General features: G+C 71.6%; 14 protein-coding genes. 10 read left to right on the top strand and 4 right to left on the bottom strand.

From position 1 onward, the window contains the following. Positions 1 to 27: 27 nt before the first annotated feature. Positions 28 to 489 (bottom strand): MarR family transcriptional regulator, encoded by a 462-nt coding sequence (locus ASC82_RS13720; RefSeq protein ID WP_056646715.1) that lies wholly within the window; start codon positions 487 to 489, stop codon positions 28 to 30. 87 nt (positions 490 to 576) lie between these two features. On the opposite strand from ASC82_RS13720, the gene ASC82_RS13715 reads away from it, so the two are divergent. Together ASC82_RS13715 and ASC82_RS13710 are read left to right on the top strand one after the other, a co-directional pair. Continuing rightward, positions 577 to 906 carry a rhodanese-like domain-containing protein gene (locus tag ASC82_RS13715; RefSeq protein ID WP_056646713.1) on the top strand — a complete coding sequence of 110 codons (330 nt, stop codon included), beginning with the start codon at positions 577 to 579 and terminating at the stop codon, positions 904 to 906. 19 nt (positions 907 to 925) lie between these two features. Then, a complete protein-coding gene (locus ASC82_RS13710) occupies positions 926 to 1,495 on the top strand; it encodes a YceI family protein (RefSeq protein ID WP_056646711.1) in 570 nt (189 codons plus the stop codon). Between the two features lie 137 nt (positions 1,496 to 1,632). On the opposite strand, the gene ASC82_RS13705 is transcribed toward ASC82_RS13710, so the two are convergent. Further along, positions 1,633 to 2,235, bottom strand: a complete 603-nt coding sequence (locus ASC82_RS13705; protein WP_056648502.1) for a TetR/AcrR family transcriptional regulator — start codon at positions 2,233 to 2,235, stop codon at positions 1,633 to 1,635. A 429-nt stretch (positions 2,236 to 2,664) separates the two neighbouring features. Here ASC82_RS13705 and ASC82_RS13700 point away from each other — a divergent pair, with 429 nt between their 5' ends. The 7 genes from ASC82_RS13700 to ASC82_RS13670 all read left to right on the top strand — a co-directional run bounded on the left by ASC82_RS13700 (position 2,665) and on the right by ASC82_RS13670 (position 11,961). Continuing rightward, on the top strand, positions 2,665 to 3,849 hold the full coding sequence (locus tag ASC82_RS13700) for a pyridoxal phosphate-dependent aminotransferase (RefSeq protein ID WP_056646708.1): 1,185 nt from the start codon (positions 2,665 to 2,667) through the stop codon (positions 3,847 to 3,849). Next, entirely contained in the window at positions 3,839 to 4,399 is a 561-nt protein-coding gene (locus ASC82_RS13695) for a DUF6190 family protein (protein WP_056646705.1), read from the top strand. Before ASC82_RS13700 ends, ASC82_RS13695 begins: the two co-directional genes overlap by 11 nt. Before the next feature lies 1 nt (position 4,400). Continuing rightward, a complete protein-coding gene (locus ASC82_RS13690; protein ID WP_056646702.1) occupies positions 4,401 to 5,198 on the top strand; it encodes a dihydrodipicolinate synthase family protein in 798 nt (265 codons plus the stop codon). Further along, positions 5,195 to 6,073 (top strand): iron-containing redox enzyme family protein, encoded by an 879-nt coding sequence (locus tag ASC82_RS13685; protein WP_056646699.1) that lies wholly within the window; start codon positions 5,195 to 5,197, stop codon positions 6,071 to 6,073. The genes ASC82_RS13690 and ASC82_RS13685 overlap by 4 nt, the downstream gene beginning before the upstream one ends. Beyond that, positions 6,070 to 7,374: a methyltransferase domain-containing protein gene (locus ASC82_RS13680; RefSeq protein ID WP_242427646.1), complete on the top strand. Its 1,305-nt coding sequence runs from the start codon at positions 6,070 to 6,072 to the stop codon at positions 7,372 to 7,374. Before ASC82_RS13685 ends, ASC82_RS13680 begins: the two co-directional genes overlap by 4 nt. A gap of 103 nt (positions 7,375 to 7,477) precedes the next feature. Then, positions 7,478 to 11,266 (top strand): multicopper oxidase domain-containing protein, encoded by a 3,789-nt coding sequence (locus tag ASC82_RS13675; protein WP_056646696.1) that lies wholly within the window; start codon positions 7,478 to 7,480, stop codon positions 11,264 to 11,266. Further along, positions 11,263 to 11,961 carry a DsbA family protein gene (locus tag ASC82_RS13670; RefSeq protein WP_056646694.1) on the top strand — a complete coding sequence of 233 codons (699 nt, stop codon included), beginning with the start codon at positions 11,263 to 11,265 and terminating at the stop codon, positions 11,959 to 11,961. Before ASC82_RS13675 ends, ASC82_RS13670 begins: the two co-directional genes overlap by 4 nt. Positions 11,962 to 12,068: 107 nt before the next feature. On the opposite strand, the gene ASC82_RS13665 is transcribed toward ASC82_RS13670, so the two are convergent. Both ASC82_RS13665 and ASC82_RS13660 read right to left on the bottom strand, forming a co-directional pair. Next, positions 12,069 to 13,061, bottom strand: coding sequence for an alpha/beta hydrolase (locus ASC82_RS13665; protein ID WP_056646689.1), 993 nt, complete (start codon positions 13,059 to 13,061; stop codon positions 12,069 to 12,071). Next, positions 13,058 to 13,978 carry a zinc-binding dehydrogenase gene (locus ASC82_RS13660; RefSeq protein ID WP_056646687.1) on the bottom strand — a complete coding sequence of 307 codons (921 nt, stop codon included), beginning with the start codon at positions 13,976 to 13,978 and terminating at the stop codon, positions 13,058 to 13,060. The genes ASC82_RS13665 and ASC82_RS13660 overlap by 4 nt, the downstream gene beginning before the upstream one ends. A gap of 228 nt (positions 13,979 to 14,206) precedes the next feature. On the opposite strand from ASC82_RS13660, the gene ASC82_RS13655 reads away from it, so the two are divergent. Next, positions 14,207 to 15,358 (top strand): extracellular solute-binding protein, encoded by a 1,152-nt coding sequence (locus ASC82_RS13655; RefSeq protein WP_056646685.1) that lies wholly within the window; start codon positions 14,207 to 14,209, stop codon positions 15,356 to 15,358. Positions 15,359 to 15,374: the final 16 nt, after the last annotated feature.

Raw genomic sequence — 15,374 nt, 5'->3', positions numbered from 1 at the left:
ACCTCGGGGGTGTCCGCCCGACCGTCCTCAGCCCAACTGGATGTCGTCGCCCGAGTGCGCCACGCGCAGGAGCGCCGTCGTGATCACGGTGGCCTCCTCGTCCGTGAGGTACCGGCCGAAGTGCTCCCGGATGCCGCGCATGTAGGCGGGCGCGGTCGCGCGCAGGGCGGAGCGGCCCTCGTCGGTGATCACCGCCCAGGTCACGCGCTTGTCCGTGGAGTCGGGCTGCTTGGTCACCAGGCCGGAGCGGGCCATCTCGTCGACGAGCCGGCTCACCCGGGTCCTGCTGAGCACCACGCGCTCGGCGACCTCCTGCATGCGCAGGCCCTGCTCGCCGGCCCCGCGGAGCTCCAGGAGCACGTCGTACCAGGTGAGCGGGATGCGCCCGTCGCGCTGCACATCGCTCTCGATGGCGCGCACCGCGGCGTTGTGGGCCAGCAGCAGGGCCCGCCATGCCTCGACCCGGAACTCACCTTCTCTCATGACCATGACGAGAAGTATAGCTTGTGTGCGCACGCACGGACTATTAGAGTGTGTGCAGACGCACGGACTATTCATGATTGAGGGAGGCCACCCATGGCTCAGCGGATCTCGCGTGACGAGCTGAAGAAGAAGATCGACGAGAACCTGGTGACGGTGCTCGAGGCCCTGCCGGCGCAGTACTACAACGACAAGCACCTGCCGGGAGCGCTCAACCTGCCGCACGACCAGGTGGACGCGCTGGCGCCGAGCCTGCTTCCGAACAAGGACGCGGAGATCGCCGTCTACTGCGCCAACAGCCCCTGCCCCAACTCGGGCATCGCGGCCGACCGCCTCGTCGAGCTGGGCTACACCAACGTGTTCGAGTACTACGAGGGCAAGGACGACTGGGTCGAGGCCGGCCTGCCGACCGAGTCCGTCGCCTGACCGAAGGAGCGCACGGCCCATGACCACCGCACCCACTCGTACCGTCGACGGCGTGGAGCTGCCCGCCGCCGGCTCGTGGAAGATCGACCCGGGTCACACCGAGGTCGGCTTCGTCGGGCGACACTTCATGCTGACCAAGGTCCGCGGGCGTTTCACCGGAGTCGACGCGACTCTCGTCATCGGTGAGCGGCCCGAGGACAGCAAGGTCACCGCGATCATCGACGTCGCCAGCGTCGACAGCGGTGACGCCACGCGCGACGAGCACCTGCGCTCCGCGGACCTCTTCGACGTGGAGAAGTACCCGAAGGCCACCTTCGTCTCCACCTCGGTGACGTGGGACGGCAAGGCCGGCACGCTCGTCGGCGACCTGACCATCAAGGACGTCACCCGCCCGGTGACGCTCGCGGTGGACTACCTCGGCTACGCGCGCGACCCGTGGGGCAACGACCGTACGGTCTTCTCCGCCCACGGCAAGGTCAACCGCGAGGACTGGGGCCTGACCTGGAACATGGTCCTGGAGACCGGCGGCATCCTCGTCTCCAAGGAGATCGAGCTGTCCCTCGACTTCGAGGCGATCCGGGAGAGCTGACCGCTCGACGAGGGGCCTCGGTGCGGTGGTACCCCGCACCGAGGTGCCTTCGTCATGTCCTGACGTACCCGGGCCTCCCCCCGGAGTGCCCCTGGCCTGCCCTGACTTGCCCTGACCTGCCCGGTAGTGCGGCCGTGTCAGTGGCCGATGACTCGATTCACCAGTGTGAGCAGCGTGCTCCGGATCCGCTCGGGGCGGAACTGGCCCTGGCGCAGGGCGTGCTGGAGGTCGGAGTCCAGGGGCGCGAGCAGCAGGTGGGCCGTGCAGTCGGCGTCGAGATCCGGACAAGCCTCGCGCAGCATCAGGGTGAGGTGAACGCGCCAGAAGCCGTACGAACCTATCCGGTAGCGGGCGCCGGGCGCGGCCGTCTCGGAGAGCCTCAGGAGCTCCAGGTTGTCGTCCAGGAGGTCCAGGTACGCGTCGAAGAACGCCACGACGCGATCGGCGGCGGGGGCGTCCGGGCCCAGCGGCGGCGGGCCGAAGAGGATGCGCTCCTGGAGCCGGCTGTCCTGGGTGTCCAGCAGCGCGGCGGCGAGCCCCGCCTTGCTGCCGAACCTCCGGAACAGCGTGCCTTTGCCCACGCCGGCCTCGGCCGCGATGCGGTCCATGGACACGCTCTCGACCCCGTGGCGGTCGAAGAGCGCCTGGGCCGCGGCCAGGATGCGCAGCCGGTTGCGCGCGGCGTCCGACCGCTCCGGTGCCGTCTCGGGGGCGGCGAGGGGACAGCTGTCCGGCGGCACGTGCTGCACCTGGGGGCCTCTCGGTTCACGCTCCGTGGGGGTCCCGGTGGGGGCCGGGCGGCGTCTGCGCAGTTTACGGCCAGGAACCCCCATATGGCCGCTGAGTCGCCGCGACCCGCCCTGCCCCGGATCGCTTGTCCCGCCGCCGCAGCATGTGGCAGAGTCGCCCCCAATCGGACCGCAGTCCGTTTACGGGGGAGATACATGTCTGGAACTGGTTTCCGATATTGCATCGCAGCCGACGATGAGCGCCTCGGCCCCTGCCCGTAGAGGTAGTCCCCCCACCGTCCATCCGTGACGGTCTTCCGTGTGCCCTGGGGCCGCGGCTTGCGGCAGCAGCCCCCCGGCGCACGAGCACAACCGTGGCGCCCCGCGCCACGCCGGCAATCCCGCACGCGCTCACCCGTATGCCGTACGCATGGAGGAACCATGACCGCGCACGCCGGCACGACCCTGAGCAGCCAGGAACTCCTCGACCTCACGCAGCACGAGATCCAGGCCCTGCTCACCGAGTTCAACCTCGCCGACGCCCACACCCACCAGCGCCAGTCCGCGGCCCAGCACAAGATCGTCGCCCGGCTGCCCGAGCTGTGGTACGAGGCGGAGGAGGGGCTCCAGGCCACCTACGAGCAGCGGTTCATGGAGGCGTTCTTCCGCCTCCACCGCCAGCCCACCGCGCTGGAGAAGAAGAAGACCCTGCTGTCGTACGCCGCCTCCATCTCCACGATGGTCGTGGCGATGTACCTCAAGCAGCAGCGCATGGCCGTGACCCTCGTCGAGCCCTGCTTCGACAACCTGCACGACGTCCTGTCGAACATGGGCGTACCGCTGTACCCCGTCGAGGAGTCGGCGCTGCACGACCCCGACCGGATCTACGCGGAGCTCAAGCGCCGGGTCCGCACCGACGCGCTGTTCCTCGTCGACCCCAACAACCCCACGGGGTTCAGCCTGATGCAGCACGGGCGCAAGGGTTTCGAGGAGGTCGTGAGGTTCTGCAAGGACCACAACAAGCTGCTCATCATCGACTTCTGCTTCGCCTCCTTCACCCTCTACGACCCCGAGCTCGCGCGGTTCGACGTATACGAACTGCTGGAGGAGTCCGGGGTGCGCTATCTGGCCATCGAGGACACCGGCAAGACGTGGCCCGTGCAGGACGCGAAGGCGGCCATGCTCACGGCGAGCGACGACATCAAGGAGGAGGTGTACAACCTCCACACCAGCGTGCTCCTGAACGTCTCGCCGTTCGTGCTCAACATGCTGACCCAGTACGTGGAGAACTCCGAGGCGGACGGCCTCGCCTCGATCCGTGACGTCCTCGACGTGAACCGGGCGGCCGTCAAGGAGGCCCTCCAGGGCACGATCCTCGAATACCAGGAGCCGATCGCGAAGACCAGCGTGGCCTGGGCCAGGATCCAGCACCCGGACCTGACCGCGACGGAACTCCAGCGGGAACTGCGGGAGGTGGGCGTGTACGTCCTGCCCGGACGGTTCTTCTACTGGAGCCAGCCGGGCCGCGGCGAGCCCTTCGTCCGGATGGCCCTCGCGCGCGAGCCGCAGATGTTCGCCGGCGCCATGAAGCGGCTGCGGGAGGTGCTGGACCGCCATGCCCGCTGACCACATCGGAGTCGAAGGCGCGGAGGCCGCCCGCGACGACTTCATCGACGCGTCGCTCTTCCTCGGCATGCACAGCGCCGACGAAGGTCTGCGCATCGCCGCCAAGGCCTTCTTCGTGCGCCGCCTCGAAGGGCGCGTCGTGATGAGCCTGGAGCAGGTCGGCCGCTGCGACGACGTGATCTGGGGCTATTCGCGCGAACTCCAGGACCTCTACTACCCGTTCATGGACCACCTCCACACGGTCATGGACATCAGCCGGGAGGGATACGACCGGGCGGACGTCCGGCTGGCCCTCTCCGACTCGGACACACCGCAGCAACTTCCCTTCATCGACCGGATGTTGATTGGCCAGGTGATCAACCGCAAGGGGCTGCTGCACACCGCCGGCCCCCGCTCGGCCGCCTTCGAGGGGCTTCCCGTCCGCGCCGTGCCCGCCTGGCCCGCCGGCGAGCCGGAGCCGTCCTTCCCCGAGCCGCTGGAGCGGCTCTACCTCACATCGCTCGCCCTGCGCCTGCCCTTAGGGCACGGCGCCTCAATCGAGGGAGTCTGAGATGAACCAGGGAGTGATAGCGGCCCTGGTGACGCCCCTCTCCGAGACCGGCGAGGTCTCCGAGAGTGGAGTCGCCCGACTGCTCGACACCCTCCGTCCGCACGTCGACGCCCTGCTGCCGAACCTCAGCACCGGCGAGGGCCGGTGGCTCACGGACCACCAGTGGGAGGCCATGCTCGGGGCCACGGTGAAGCACGCGGGCGAACTGCCCGTCCTCGCCGGCGTCCTGCGGCCCACCACGGAACAGGTACTCGAACGGGCCCGGGTCGCGGCCGACCTCGGCGCCCACGGACTCGTCGCCACCAGCCCGTACGGCGCGGGGGTCACCCAGGGCGAGATCTACCGCCACTTCGCGGACCTCGCCGAGCACAGCGGACTGCCCGTGGTCGTCTACCACGGCACCGAAGTCTCCGGAAACTCCGCCGACTTCGACACGCTGCTGCGGATCTGCGAGCTCCCCTCGGTGGTGGGCGTCAAGGACTCCTCCGGCGACGCCGCCTTCACCCGGCGCCTCGTCGAGGCCCGGCCCGGCGCGCGCGTCCTCGCCGGCCTCGAACACCTGCTGCTCGACTCCGGAGCCGTCGACGGATACGTCGTGGCGCTCGCCAACGTCGAACCGGCCCTGTGCGCCGATCTGTTCGCCGGCCGACTCGCGGATCCGGAAGCCGCCCTCACCGCCGCCTGTGCGCGCTACGGCCTGGAGAAGGACGACTGGTACCGCTGGGTCAAGGCGGCGCTGCACCGCAGCGGCGTACTGGAGACCGACAGGACCGTGGACACCGGGGAGGTGTCTTCGTGAGCACGGCAACGGACACCGCCCAGGCCGCGCGCCCGGACGCCGGCGGCGAGTCGCCGCACCGCGAGCTGTTCCGGCACAACCGCGCGCTCCTGGACTCCCGCCTGCTCGCCCGGGTCGAGGAGATCGAGCGGGGCTGGCTCCTCCCGCTCGTGGACTCCCTCGACTCCAGTGGTGAACCGGTCCCCGACCGGGCCGCCTGGCAGCGCCTCCTCGACGGCCTCCTCGCGGAGGAGCGGGCGGGCAGCCCGTCCGGCGAGTACCTCGCCGATCACGCCACCCGGGAGGAATTCACCTTCGTCGTAAGGGAGTTCGCGCTCGACGGGCTCACCGAGGCGCAGAACTTCTTCCCGGCCGTCCCCCGGCTACCGATCAAGGCACAGATGGCCGTGATGCGGGTCCTGATCGACGAGTTCGGCTGCGGCAACCTCCAGCAGGCGCACTCCCAGCTCTACCGGCTGCTCCTGGCCGAGCTGGGCCTGCCGCAGGAACCCGAGGGCTTCCTCGACACCACCGGGGACGAGACCTTCCAGTTCCTCAACGTCTTCTACTGGCTGACGCAGCGCGCCCCGCACGTCGAGTACTTCCTCGGCGCCCTCGCGTACCTGGAGGCGTCCATCCCGGACGCCTTCACCCACCAGGCCCGCGCCTGCGAGCGGCTCGGCATCCGGCAGGGCCGCTACTACACCGAGCACCTGCACATCGACACCTTCCACATGCAGGAGATGCAGTTGGCGATCAAGGAGTACGAGGCGGCGCACGGCCTCGACCCGGCCCGGCTGTGGACCGGCGCCCGACTGCTCTCCGGGCTGATCGGCGGCGCCTTCGACGTCGCCGTCGCGCGGGCCAGGGAGCTCGGCGCCCGGGCGGCGGCATGACAGGCCCCGATCCCGCCACCGAGCTGCCGTCCCTCACGGAGCTTCCCGGTGACCGGCTGCGCGTCCGCGCCGCCGGCCAGGAGTTCGTCGTCGACGCCTCCTGCCCGCACCGCAAGGGGCGGCTCGCCCACGGCTTCGTGAACGCCGCCACCCTGCGCATCAGTTGTCCGCTCCACCACAGCAGCTTCGACCTGAGGACCGGCTGCCGCGTCCGCGGCCCCGGCGACGACCCGCTGACCGTGTACCGGGCGGGCATCTGGCCCGGCTACTACGCCGCCGAGCAGGTCTGGCTCCCCGCATCCGAGCAACTGCTCGAATGGGGCGAGGAGTTCCACGAGCTGATGCTCGGGGACGACCTCCGGATGACGGCCTTCCGGACGGCGATCACCGAGGCCGTACGCCCCGGGGACGTCGTCCTCGACCTCGGCACCGGCACCGGCATCCTGGCCCGCTGGGCCCTGGAGGCCGGGGCGGCCCGGGTCTACGGGATCGACCTCAACGAGACGGTGCTCGCCACGGCGGCCGAGCGGCTCGCCGAGGCGGGCTTCGCCGACCGCTTCATCCCGCTGTCCGGGCTCTCCTTCGACCTGGAACTGCCGGAGCGGGTGGACATCGTGATCTCCGAGATCATGGGGAACCTCGCCGACAACGAGAACTTCTCCGCGATCCTCGACGACGCCCGGGAGCGCTTCCTGAAGCCCGGCGGTGCGATGCTGCCCAGCCTGGTCGACAGCTTCCTGGTCCCGGTGACCGCCGAGTCCGCCCACGCGCAGCTGACCGGCGAGGGGCCGCGGGACGCGGGCGGCCCCGAGGCCTTCGCGGCCCTGCTCGCCGCCCGGGGCGCGCAGGACCCCTTCTCGCTGTACTACGACACCGTCCTGCCGCTCGCGGGTCACCTCGCCTCGCCCCGGCTGATCCGGCGGTACGCGCCGGGGGCGGCCCCGGAGCCGGGCACCGAGACCTCGTACCGCGTGCCGCTGGCGTACACCGTGCAGCGTGACGGGGTGTTCACCGGGTTCAAGGGCTACTTCGTCGCCGAGCTCTCGGACTCCGTCGCCCTCGACATCTCCGGGGACGACATCGAGGGGCGCACCACGTCCGACAGCTGGAAGCACTGCTACCTGCCGGTCGAGCGGCCGGTGCGGGTGCGGCGCGGCGACCGGATCGCGCTGACGTTCAGCCGCCGGGGCGGCAGAGACGGCAATCCCTTCGGCCAGACCTACAGCTGGGAGGGGCAGGTCCTCTCCGGCTCCCGGGTGGTGGACCGGTTCGCCCAGAGCACCGGTCCCGCCGCCGGCTGATCGCCGGAAATCCGTTCGCCACGGGACCGATCAGCGCAAGACTGTTCACCGCACGACCGATCACCGCGAAGAAGCATTCGAGTACGGGGGAGTACCGCAGAACATGAACAGCAGCAGCACTGCATTAACCGCCGAGCGTCACCACGGAGACGGCAGGCCGGTGCGGACGTACGACGTCGTCGCGCTCCATGTGCCCATCGCGTACAACGAGTTCGGCGACCACGACCGCAACGGCGCCCTGTACGTACTGGCTTCGGACGCGCCGGAGCTCAGGGAGGTCGAGGCCACCTGGCCGGTGCCCTTCCCCAGCTATCTGGAGCACCCGGAGCTGGTGCCGGGACCCAACCCGCTCGCCCGCCCGCTGGTCCTGCGGGTCCGGCGCGGCGAGCGGCTGCGGGTCCGGCTGACCAACGAGCTCGCGCGGCCCGCCGGCATCACCCTCCAGGGAGTCCGGTACGACGTCCGCACGATGGACGGGCTCGCGGCGGGCCTCAACCCGGACAGCAGCGTGCAGCCGGGCGAGACCCGCGTCTACGAGTGGGTGTGCGAGCACGAGGGCGTCTTCCACTTCGGGGACATGTCCGACGCCCGCGGCGAGGGGACGCAGAGCCACGGCATGGTCGGCGCGGTCGTCGTCGAGGCTCCCGAGGCCACCTGGACCGACCCGGAGACGGGAGGGCCGCTGGCCACGGGCCTGTACGCGGACATCCATCTGGCGGACCGCAGCTTCCGCGAGTTCGTGATCTTCATGATGGAGTACCCGAGCAACGACAACCCGGCGGTCCCGCCGCCGATGCCCGGCCACGGGCACGGCGGAGGCCATGACGCCGGGCAGGCGGCAACCGCCGCGGCGGCCGGGATCTACCGGCCCACCGCTTCCGCCGCCGGCTCGCCGGCGGCCGGACCCGGCACCTCCGACACCATCGACGACCTGACACCGCTCAACATGGCGATGCTCCCGGTCAACCACCGCATCGAGCCGATGGAATGGCGGATGCACCGCTACCAGCAGCTCCTTGAGGAGGGCCGGATCGACCCGGTGCGGGACGCGGTGCTCGGCGAGGAGGTGCACCACAGCTCCTGGCTCTTCGGCGACCCGTCCACGCCCGTCCTGCGCGGCTACTCCGGCGACCCGACGGTCATCCGGCTCGTCCACGGCGGCATGCGCGACACCCATGTCTTCCACACCCACCTGCACCAGTGGCGGCTGCGGGCCGACGACGAGAACGCCCCGATCGTCGACTCCGTCAGCATCGGCCCGCAGGAGGCCATGACCCTCGAACTGATCGGCGGCCTCGGCTCGACGCAGGGCGCGGTCGGCGACTCCATCTGGCACTGCCACATGTACGTCCACTTCCACATGGGCATGTGGGGCATGTTCCGGATCTTCGACACCCTCCAGAACGGCACCGGAGGCTACCCCGACGGCCGGCCGATCCAGCGGCTCGTCCCCCTGCCGCACCGCGAGGCCCCGCCGGTCCCGACGCCCGAACGCCCCGGCTTCCCCGGGTTCCTGGCCGAGGCGGCCCGCTTCCCGCAGAAGAACCCCCGGCCGCCGCGGACCCCGCTCCAGCCGCCGGGCATGGGCCGCGAGCCCACCCCGCTGGAGGCCGCCGCGTTCGTCGAGGACCCGCAGCCCGGCGAGGCCTTCACCAAGGTGGGCCCGCCCGGGGCGCCGGTCCGGCGCTACGACCTGGTCGTCACCAACGGCACCGTGCACTACTACGGCGACCCGACCGACGAGCACGCCGCGACCTGGCACGATCACAACGCCCACTTCTACGTCCTCGCCGAGGAGATCGAGGAGGCGGGCGGCCTCGAAGAGTTCAAGCGGCAACTGGCCAAGGGTGAAAGGACCCTTGAGCCGCTGGTCATCCGGGCCAACAAGGGCGAGGTGCTCGAACTCACCCTGACCAACTCCCTGCCGACCGGCCCCCAGAAGGACTCCGCCTTCGACCCGAAGCTGCCCTTCCAGCCCGAGTGCGGACTCCACACCCACCTCGTCAAGTACGACCCGCTCGTCTCCGACGGCTCCGCCGTGGGCTGGAACTACCTGTCGGCGACCACCACCGCCGACCAGGGCGCCGAGACGAACGGGCAGTACAACTCCTGGACGTACCGCTGGTACGTGGACGAGGACTTCGGCACCGTCCTCTTCCACGACCACCTGCTCGCCAACTACCGCCAGCGGCACGGCCTGTTCGGCGCGCTCCAGACACAGCCCGAGGGTGCGGTCTGGGTCTCGCCCGACGACCACGAGCGGGAACTGCGGCGCGGCACCCAGGCCGTCATCAAGACCGCCGACGGCAAGGCCCACCGCGAAATCGTCCTGGCCATCGGGGACTTCGTCCCCATGGTCAAGCACGGACACGGCGACCACGGCGGACCCATCAACCCGCCGCCGTTCCCCGGGGCCCCCGACGACCAGGGCTCGATGGGCGTCAACTACCGCAGCGCGCCGCTGTCCGAGCGGGGCGGCGACCCGGCCCACTGGTTCTCCAGCGCCGTCCACGGCGACCCCGGGACCCCGCTGCTCCGCGGCTACCCCGGCGAGGACCTGCGGATCCACGTCCTCCAGGGCTCCCACGACCTCCAGCACAGCTTCACCCTCTCCGGCGCACGCTGGCGCGAGTGGGCCGGCCGCGAGGACACGGCCTGGCGCAACCAGCAGACCCTGGGCATCTCCAACGTCGCCGAACTCGCCCTCGCCCCGACCCTCGGTCCCGGCGACCACCTGTGGTCGTTCGGCGCCGCCAACGACCTGTGGCTGGGCTGCTGGGGACTGCTGCGGCTGTACGGCCGTCCGCAGGCCGACCTGCCGCCGCTGCCCGGCCGGACCCCCGACGCCCCGCCGCTCCCGGCACGCCGCCGGGTGCGCCGGCACACCGTCCGGGCCCGCGCCGAGGTCATCGAGTACAGCCCGCTGCGCACCGACCCGTACGGCCTCGTCTTCACGGCCGACGGCGACGGCGGCCCCGAGGAAGGGCCGCTGGTCCTGCGCTGCCGGGCCGGCGAATGGGTGGACGTCACCCTGATCAACGAGCTGTACGGGCCGCCGCCCGCCAGCCCGCTGGACCCGCGGCTGATGAACGAGGCCGACGCCGGGGCCAGGACGATATCCGGCCGCGTCTCCCTGCACCCCACCCTGCTCGACTTCGACGTGCGCACCGACGACGGCGCCCACGTCGGCCGCAACGCCGACACCACGGTCAAGCCGGGGGCCTCCCGCACGTACCGCTGGTACGCGGCCGAGCCCGGCGTGGTGCTGCTGCGCTCCCACGCGGACGTGATCTCCCACCCGCGCCGCGGCCTGGTCGGCGTGCTGGTCGTGGAGGAGGCCGACGCCACCCCGTACGACCCCGACACCGGCCTGGAGCGGTGGACCGGCGAGCGGGCCGTGGTCCGCAGGCCGGACGCGGAGCCCGTACGGGAACTCGTCCTGGTCAGCCAGGACGGCCTGCGGCTCTACCACGACGGGGACCTGACGCAGCCGGTCACCGACCTGTTCTCGGACAGCCCCGACGATGCGGGCCAGAAGGCGTACAACTACCGCAGCGCCGCCCTGCACCCGCTGGACCCGGTGCTGTCCGACCCGGAGCCGCCGACCCCGCTGCTCACCGCGCGCGCCGGCGACCAGGTGGCCGTCCACCTGGCCGTCGCCTCGCACCGGATGCGCAACCAGGGCTTCACCGTGCACGGCCAGGTGTGGGACGCCTCGGAAACCGGTCTCGGCTGGTACGTGTCGACGATCGGCGCGCTGGCCTCCGGGAGCACCCGGACGGTGCGCTTCCGCGCCCAGCACCCGGGCGACCATGTGTACCGCACCGGAAACCTCCACTGGGGTGTCAGTGAGGGCTGGTGGGGACTGATCCGAGTCGAGGAGACACCATGAACGACCCCAGGCTGCCCGCCGCACCCGACACGATCGCCGTCTACACCGACCTGAACTGCTCCTTCGCACACGTCGCCGTGCACCGGCTGCACGAGACCCGGCGGCGGCTCGGTCTCGAAGGGCGCGTCTGGTTCGACCTGCGGGCGTTCCCGCTGGAGCTGTTCAACCGCGAGGTCAACGCCCGCCCCGGGGTGGACTCGGAGATCTCCGTCCTCGGCGCGCTGGAGCCCGAGGCCGGCTGGCGGCTCTGGCAGGGCCCGGACTGGACGTACCCGGTGACCACCCTGCCGGCCCTGGAAGCGGTCCACGCCGCCAAGGCCCAGAGCTGGCACGCCAGTGAACAGCTCGACCGGGCGCTGCGCCGCGCCTTCTGGGCCGAGGGCCGGTGCATCTCCCAGCGCCACGTGATCCTCGACGTGGCGGGGGAGACGGGCGCGGTGGACGTGGCGGCGCTCGCCGAGGCCTTCGACGGCGGCACCGCCCGCCCGGCGGTCATGGCGCAGTACGAGTCGGCGCGCGACGGCCGGGTCAACTGCAGCCCGCACGTGTTCCTGCACGACGGCACGGACAGCGCCAACCCGGGCATCCGGGCGCGCTGGGTCAACGGCGACTTCGGCGTCGGCTTCCCCGTCATCGACGAGGACCGCCCCGAGGTCTACGAGAAGCTCCTGACCCAGGCCGCGGGCCTGCTGTAGCACCGGTGGGCGCCGGTGGTCCCCTGCCAGGGGACCACCGGCGCCCCTGTCGTGTCCGGCCGGCACCGCCCGTCCCGTCGATGATCAGGAGGGTGCGGTGAAGCGGTTCATGCCTGTGCTCCCGTCAGGGTGTGCGCGAGGTGGTCGGCGAGGTGGGGCAGCCAGTCGGGCCGGGCGTTGCCGAGGAGGTGGTCGCCGTGGGGGACGGACAGGTAGCTGCCGTGCGGTGCCAGGCGGGCCAGGGGTTCGCCGTTCGTCACGCCGGGAATGACGTCCCCGCCGCCGTCCACGACCAGGAGCGGGGCCGCGATGCGGGGCGCCAGGGCGGACAGGTCCACGTGCCGTACGAACTCGTGCGCGGCGTCGGCTCCTCCGGCGCGCGCGGCCATGATGTCCCGTACGGGCGGGGGGAGTTCGTCCCAGTCGAGGCGGAAGGGGCCGCTGACGGTGGCGGCGGCCGCCACGCGCGGCTCCAACGCCGCGGCCCGGGCCGCGAAGTAGCCGCCCAGGCTCAGGCCGACGAGCCCGACGCGGGCGACGCCGAGCGCGTCGACGACCCGGCCCACGACCCGCTCGTAGTCCGGCACGAAGGTGGTGGTGGCGGCGAGCACGCCCTGTCCCGGGCCGTCCATCGCGAAGACCGCGAGACCTCTGGCCAGCAGCGCGGACACCAGATCGAGGAACTCCTCCTTGGCCGAGTCCAGGCCGGGGACCACGACCACCGTCCCCGGCGCGTCCGCGGGGCCGCGCAGCCAGCCGGTGAAGCCCTCGCCGCTCACCCGCCGCGCACCGGGCTCCAGCACGGTGAGCGCCCGGCCCAGCGCGGCATCCGCCTCGGCGGCGGCCCGGGGCGATTCCGCGCACGGCGCCAAGGTGGCCAGGTGGAACCAGCGGGCCGCCATCAGGAGGTGTTCACCCGCCGAGACGGGTGAGTCGGCGTGCTCCGCGCGCCGGAGGTAGCCGTGTCCGGTGCTCAGGAAGGACGGTCCCCAGTCGGCGACGGAGGCGAGGCCGGCGGTGACGCGCTGGTACTCGTGCGGGTCGATGCCCACCCCGGTGGCGCGTGTCCACTGGGCGGCGGCGAAGTCGGCGGGGTTCATCGTGTTCCTCCGGTGAGCAGGACGGCCTTGCCGCGGATCCGGCGCTCTCGCAGGTCGACCAGGGTGTCGGCGGTCTCGGCCCAGTCGGCGACGCGGCCGATCTCCGGGTGCAGCCGGCCCTGTTCCACGAGGCGCACCAGCGCCGACAGGTCGGAGTCGTACGGGGCGCCGGCGTAGTGGAAGTGCCGGATCGTGACGCGCTCGGGCCCGCCGAGGAGGTGGAAGAAGTCGAGCGTCACCGGGGTGCGGCTCGCCTGGCCGAACCAGACGAGCGTGCCGCCCGGGCGCACCTTCGACAGGGCGAGGGGCAGGTCCGGCCCGCCCGTGGACTCCAGGACGACGTCGAACGGCCCCTGGGCCGCCGCGACGTCGTGGACCACCCGCGCGCCCAGCTCCGCGAGCCGCGCGCCGCGCTCCGGCGTGGCCGTCACCGCGGTCAGGTCGGCTCCCGCGCCGACGGCCAGCTCGGTGACGTAGTGGCCGACGCCGCCCGAGGCGCCCGTGAGCAGCACGCGCCGGCCGGTCAGGGAGCCGGCCGTACGCAGCAGCCGCAGGGCGGTGATCCCGGCCAGCGGCAGGGCAGCGGCCCGTACGAGATCGATGCCGTCGGGGAGCACCGCGAGCGAGTGCGTGGGCACGGCGGCGTACTCGGCCCAGCCGCCCTGCGCCGGGTGGCCGACCACACGGGTGCCGATGCCGGGGCCGGAGCCGTCTGCCGCCTCCTGGACGACGAGACCGGCGACGTCCTTGCCGGGCAGCAGCCCCGGCCGGGGCGCTTCGAGGAGAAACGTCTCGCCGCGGTTCGGCGCGAAGGCCTCGACCTTGATCAGTGCTTCATGGGGTTCGGGCTCGGCCTGGGGGACCTCGGCGAAGGCGACCGGGCGCGCCGCCTCTCCCGTGGGCATCAGTCTCTGCATGGGGAGGATGCAACCCCGGCGGACACCCCGTGATCCAACAACGAACGAGCACGACCGACAACCCTTGGTTGTCGGCTGTGCTCGGGCACGCCGATCCGCCGGGGAATGGCAGGGCGGGCGTCGCCCCGCGTTCACCGGCGGGACATCGCGGCCCCCCGTAATGCAGGAGTTGTATGGACAACAGTTGTTCATACAGCTTGGCCTCGCCCCTTCCCCCATGGAGTACGCGTGACCTCCGCTGCCCGCGCCGCGATCCTCGCCGGCGCCCTCGGCCTGACCGCCCTGTCCCTCACCGCCTGTGGCGCCGCCCCCACGAAGGACGCCGCCGGCGCCGACGGGAAGAACCTCGCCACCGCGGCCTCCGCCGCCGACGCCGGCGGCATGGACGCCCTGGTCGCCGCCGCCAAGAAGGAGGGCACGCTCAACGCGATCGCCATCCCCCGTGACTGGGCGAACTACGGCGCGATCATCGACGGCTTCACCGCGAAGTACGGCATCAAGGTGAACGTCGAGAACCCCGACGGCTCCAGCCAGGACGAGATCAACGCGGTGAAGTCCCGCAAGGGCCAGGACCGCGCGCCCGACGTCCTCGACCTCGGCGCCTCCTTCGCCCAGGCGGCCGGCGAACAGGGCCTCACCGCCCCGTACAAGGTCGCCGCCTTCGCCGGCATCCCCGAGGCGCAGCGCGACCCGGAGGGCCGCTGGTTCAACGACTACGGCGGCTACGTCTCCATCGGCTGCGACGCCAAGCGCGTCAAGGTCTGCCCGCAGACCTTCGCCGACCTGCTCAAGCCCGCGTACAAGGGCCAGGTCGCCCTCAACGGCAACCCCACCAAGTCGGGCTCCGCCTTCGGCGGCGTCTACGCGGCGGCCCTCGCCAACGGCGGCTCCTTCGACGACATCAAGCCGGGCATCGACTTCTTCGGCAAGCTGAAGAAGAACGGCAACTACAACCCGGTCGAGTCGACCCCCGCCACCGTCGAGAAGGGCGAGACGCCCATCTCCATCGACTGGGACTACCTGAACGCCGGCTACGCCGAGCAGTTCGCCTCGAAGGGCGTCGACTGGAAGGTCGCCGTCCCCACCGACGGCGTCTACGCCCAGTACTACTCGCAGGCCGTCAACAAGGACGCCCCGCACCCGGCCGCCGCCCGCCTGTGGCAGGAGTACCTCTACAGCGCCGAGGGCCAGAACCTGTGGCTCAAGGGCTACGCCCGGCCCGTCCTCATGCCCGCCATGGAGGCCGACGGCACCCTCGACAAGACGGCCGCCGCGGCGCTCCCGAAGGTCACCGGCACGCCGAAGTTCCCCACCGAGCAGCAGACGTCGAAGGCCAAGGAGACCCTGTCGCAGGGCTGGGCCGCGGCCGTCTCCGGGTGACCCGTCGATGACTCCG

Origin of the sequence: Streptomyces sp. Root431 (genome assembly GCF_001426585.1) — a bacterium.
Taxonomy (GTDB): Bacteria; Actinomycetota; Actinomycetes; order Streptomycetales; family Streptomycetaceae; genus Streptomyces; species Streptomyces stackebrandtii.
This window is presented reverse-complemented; position numbering and strand designations above follow the sequence as displayed.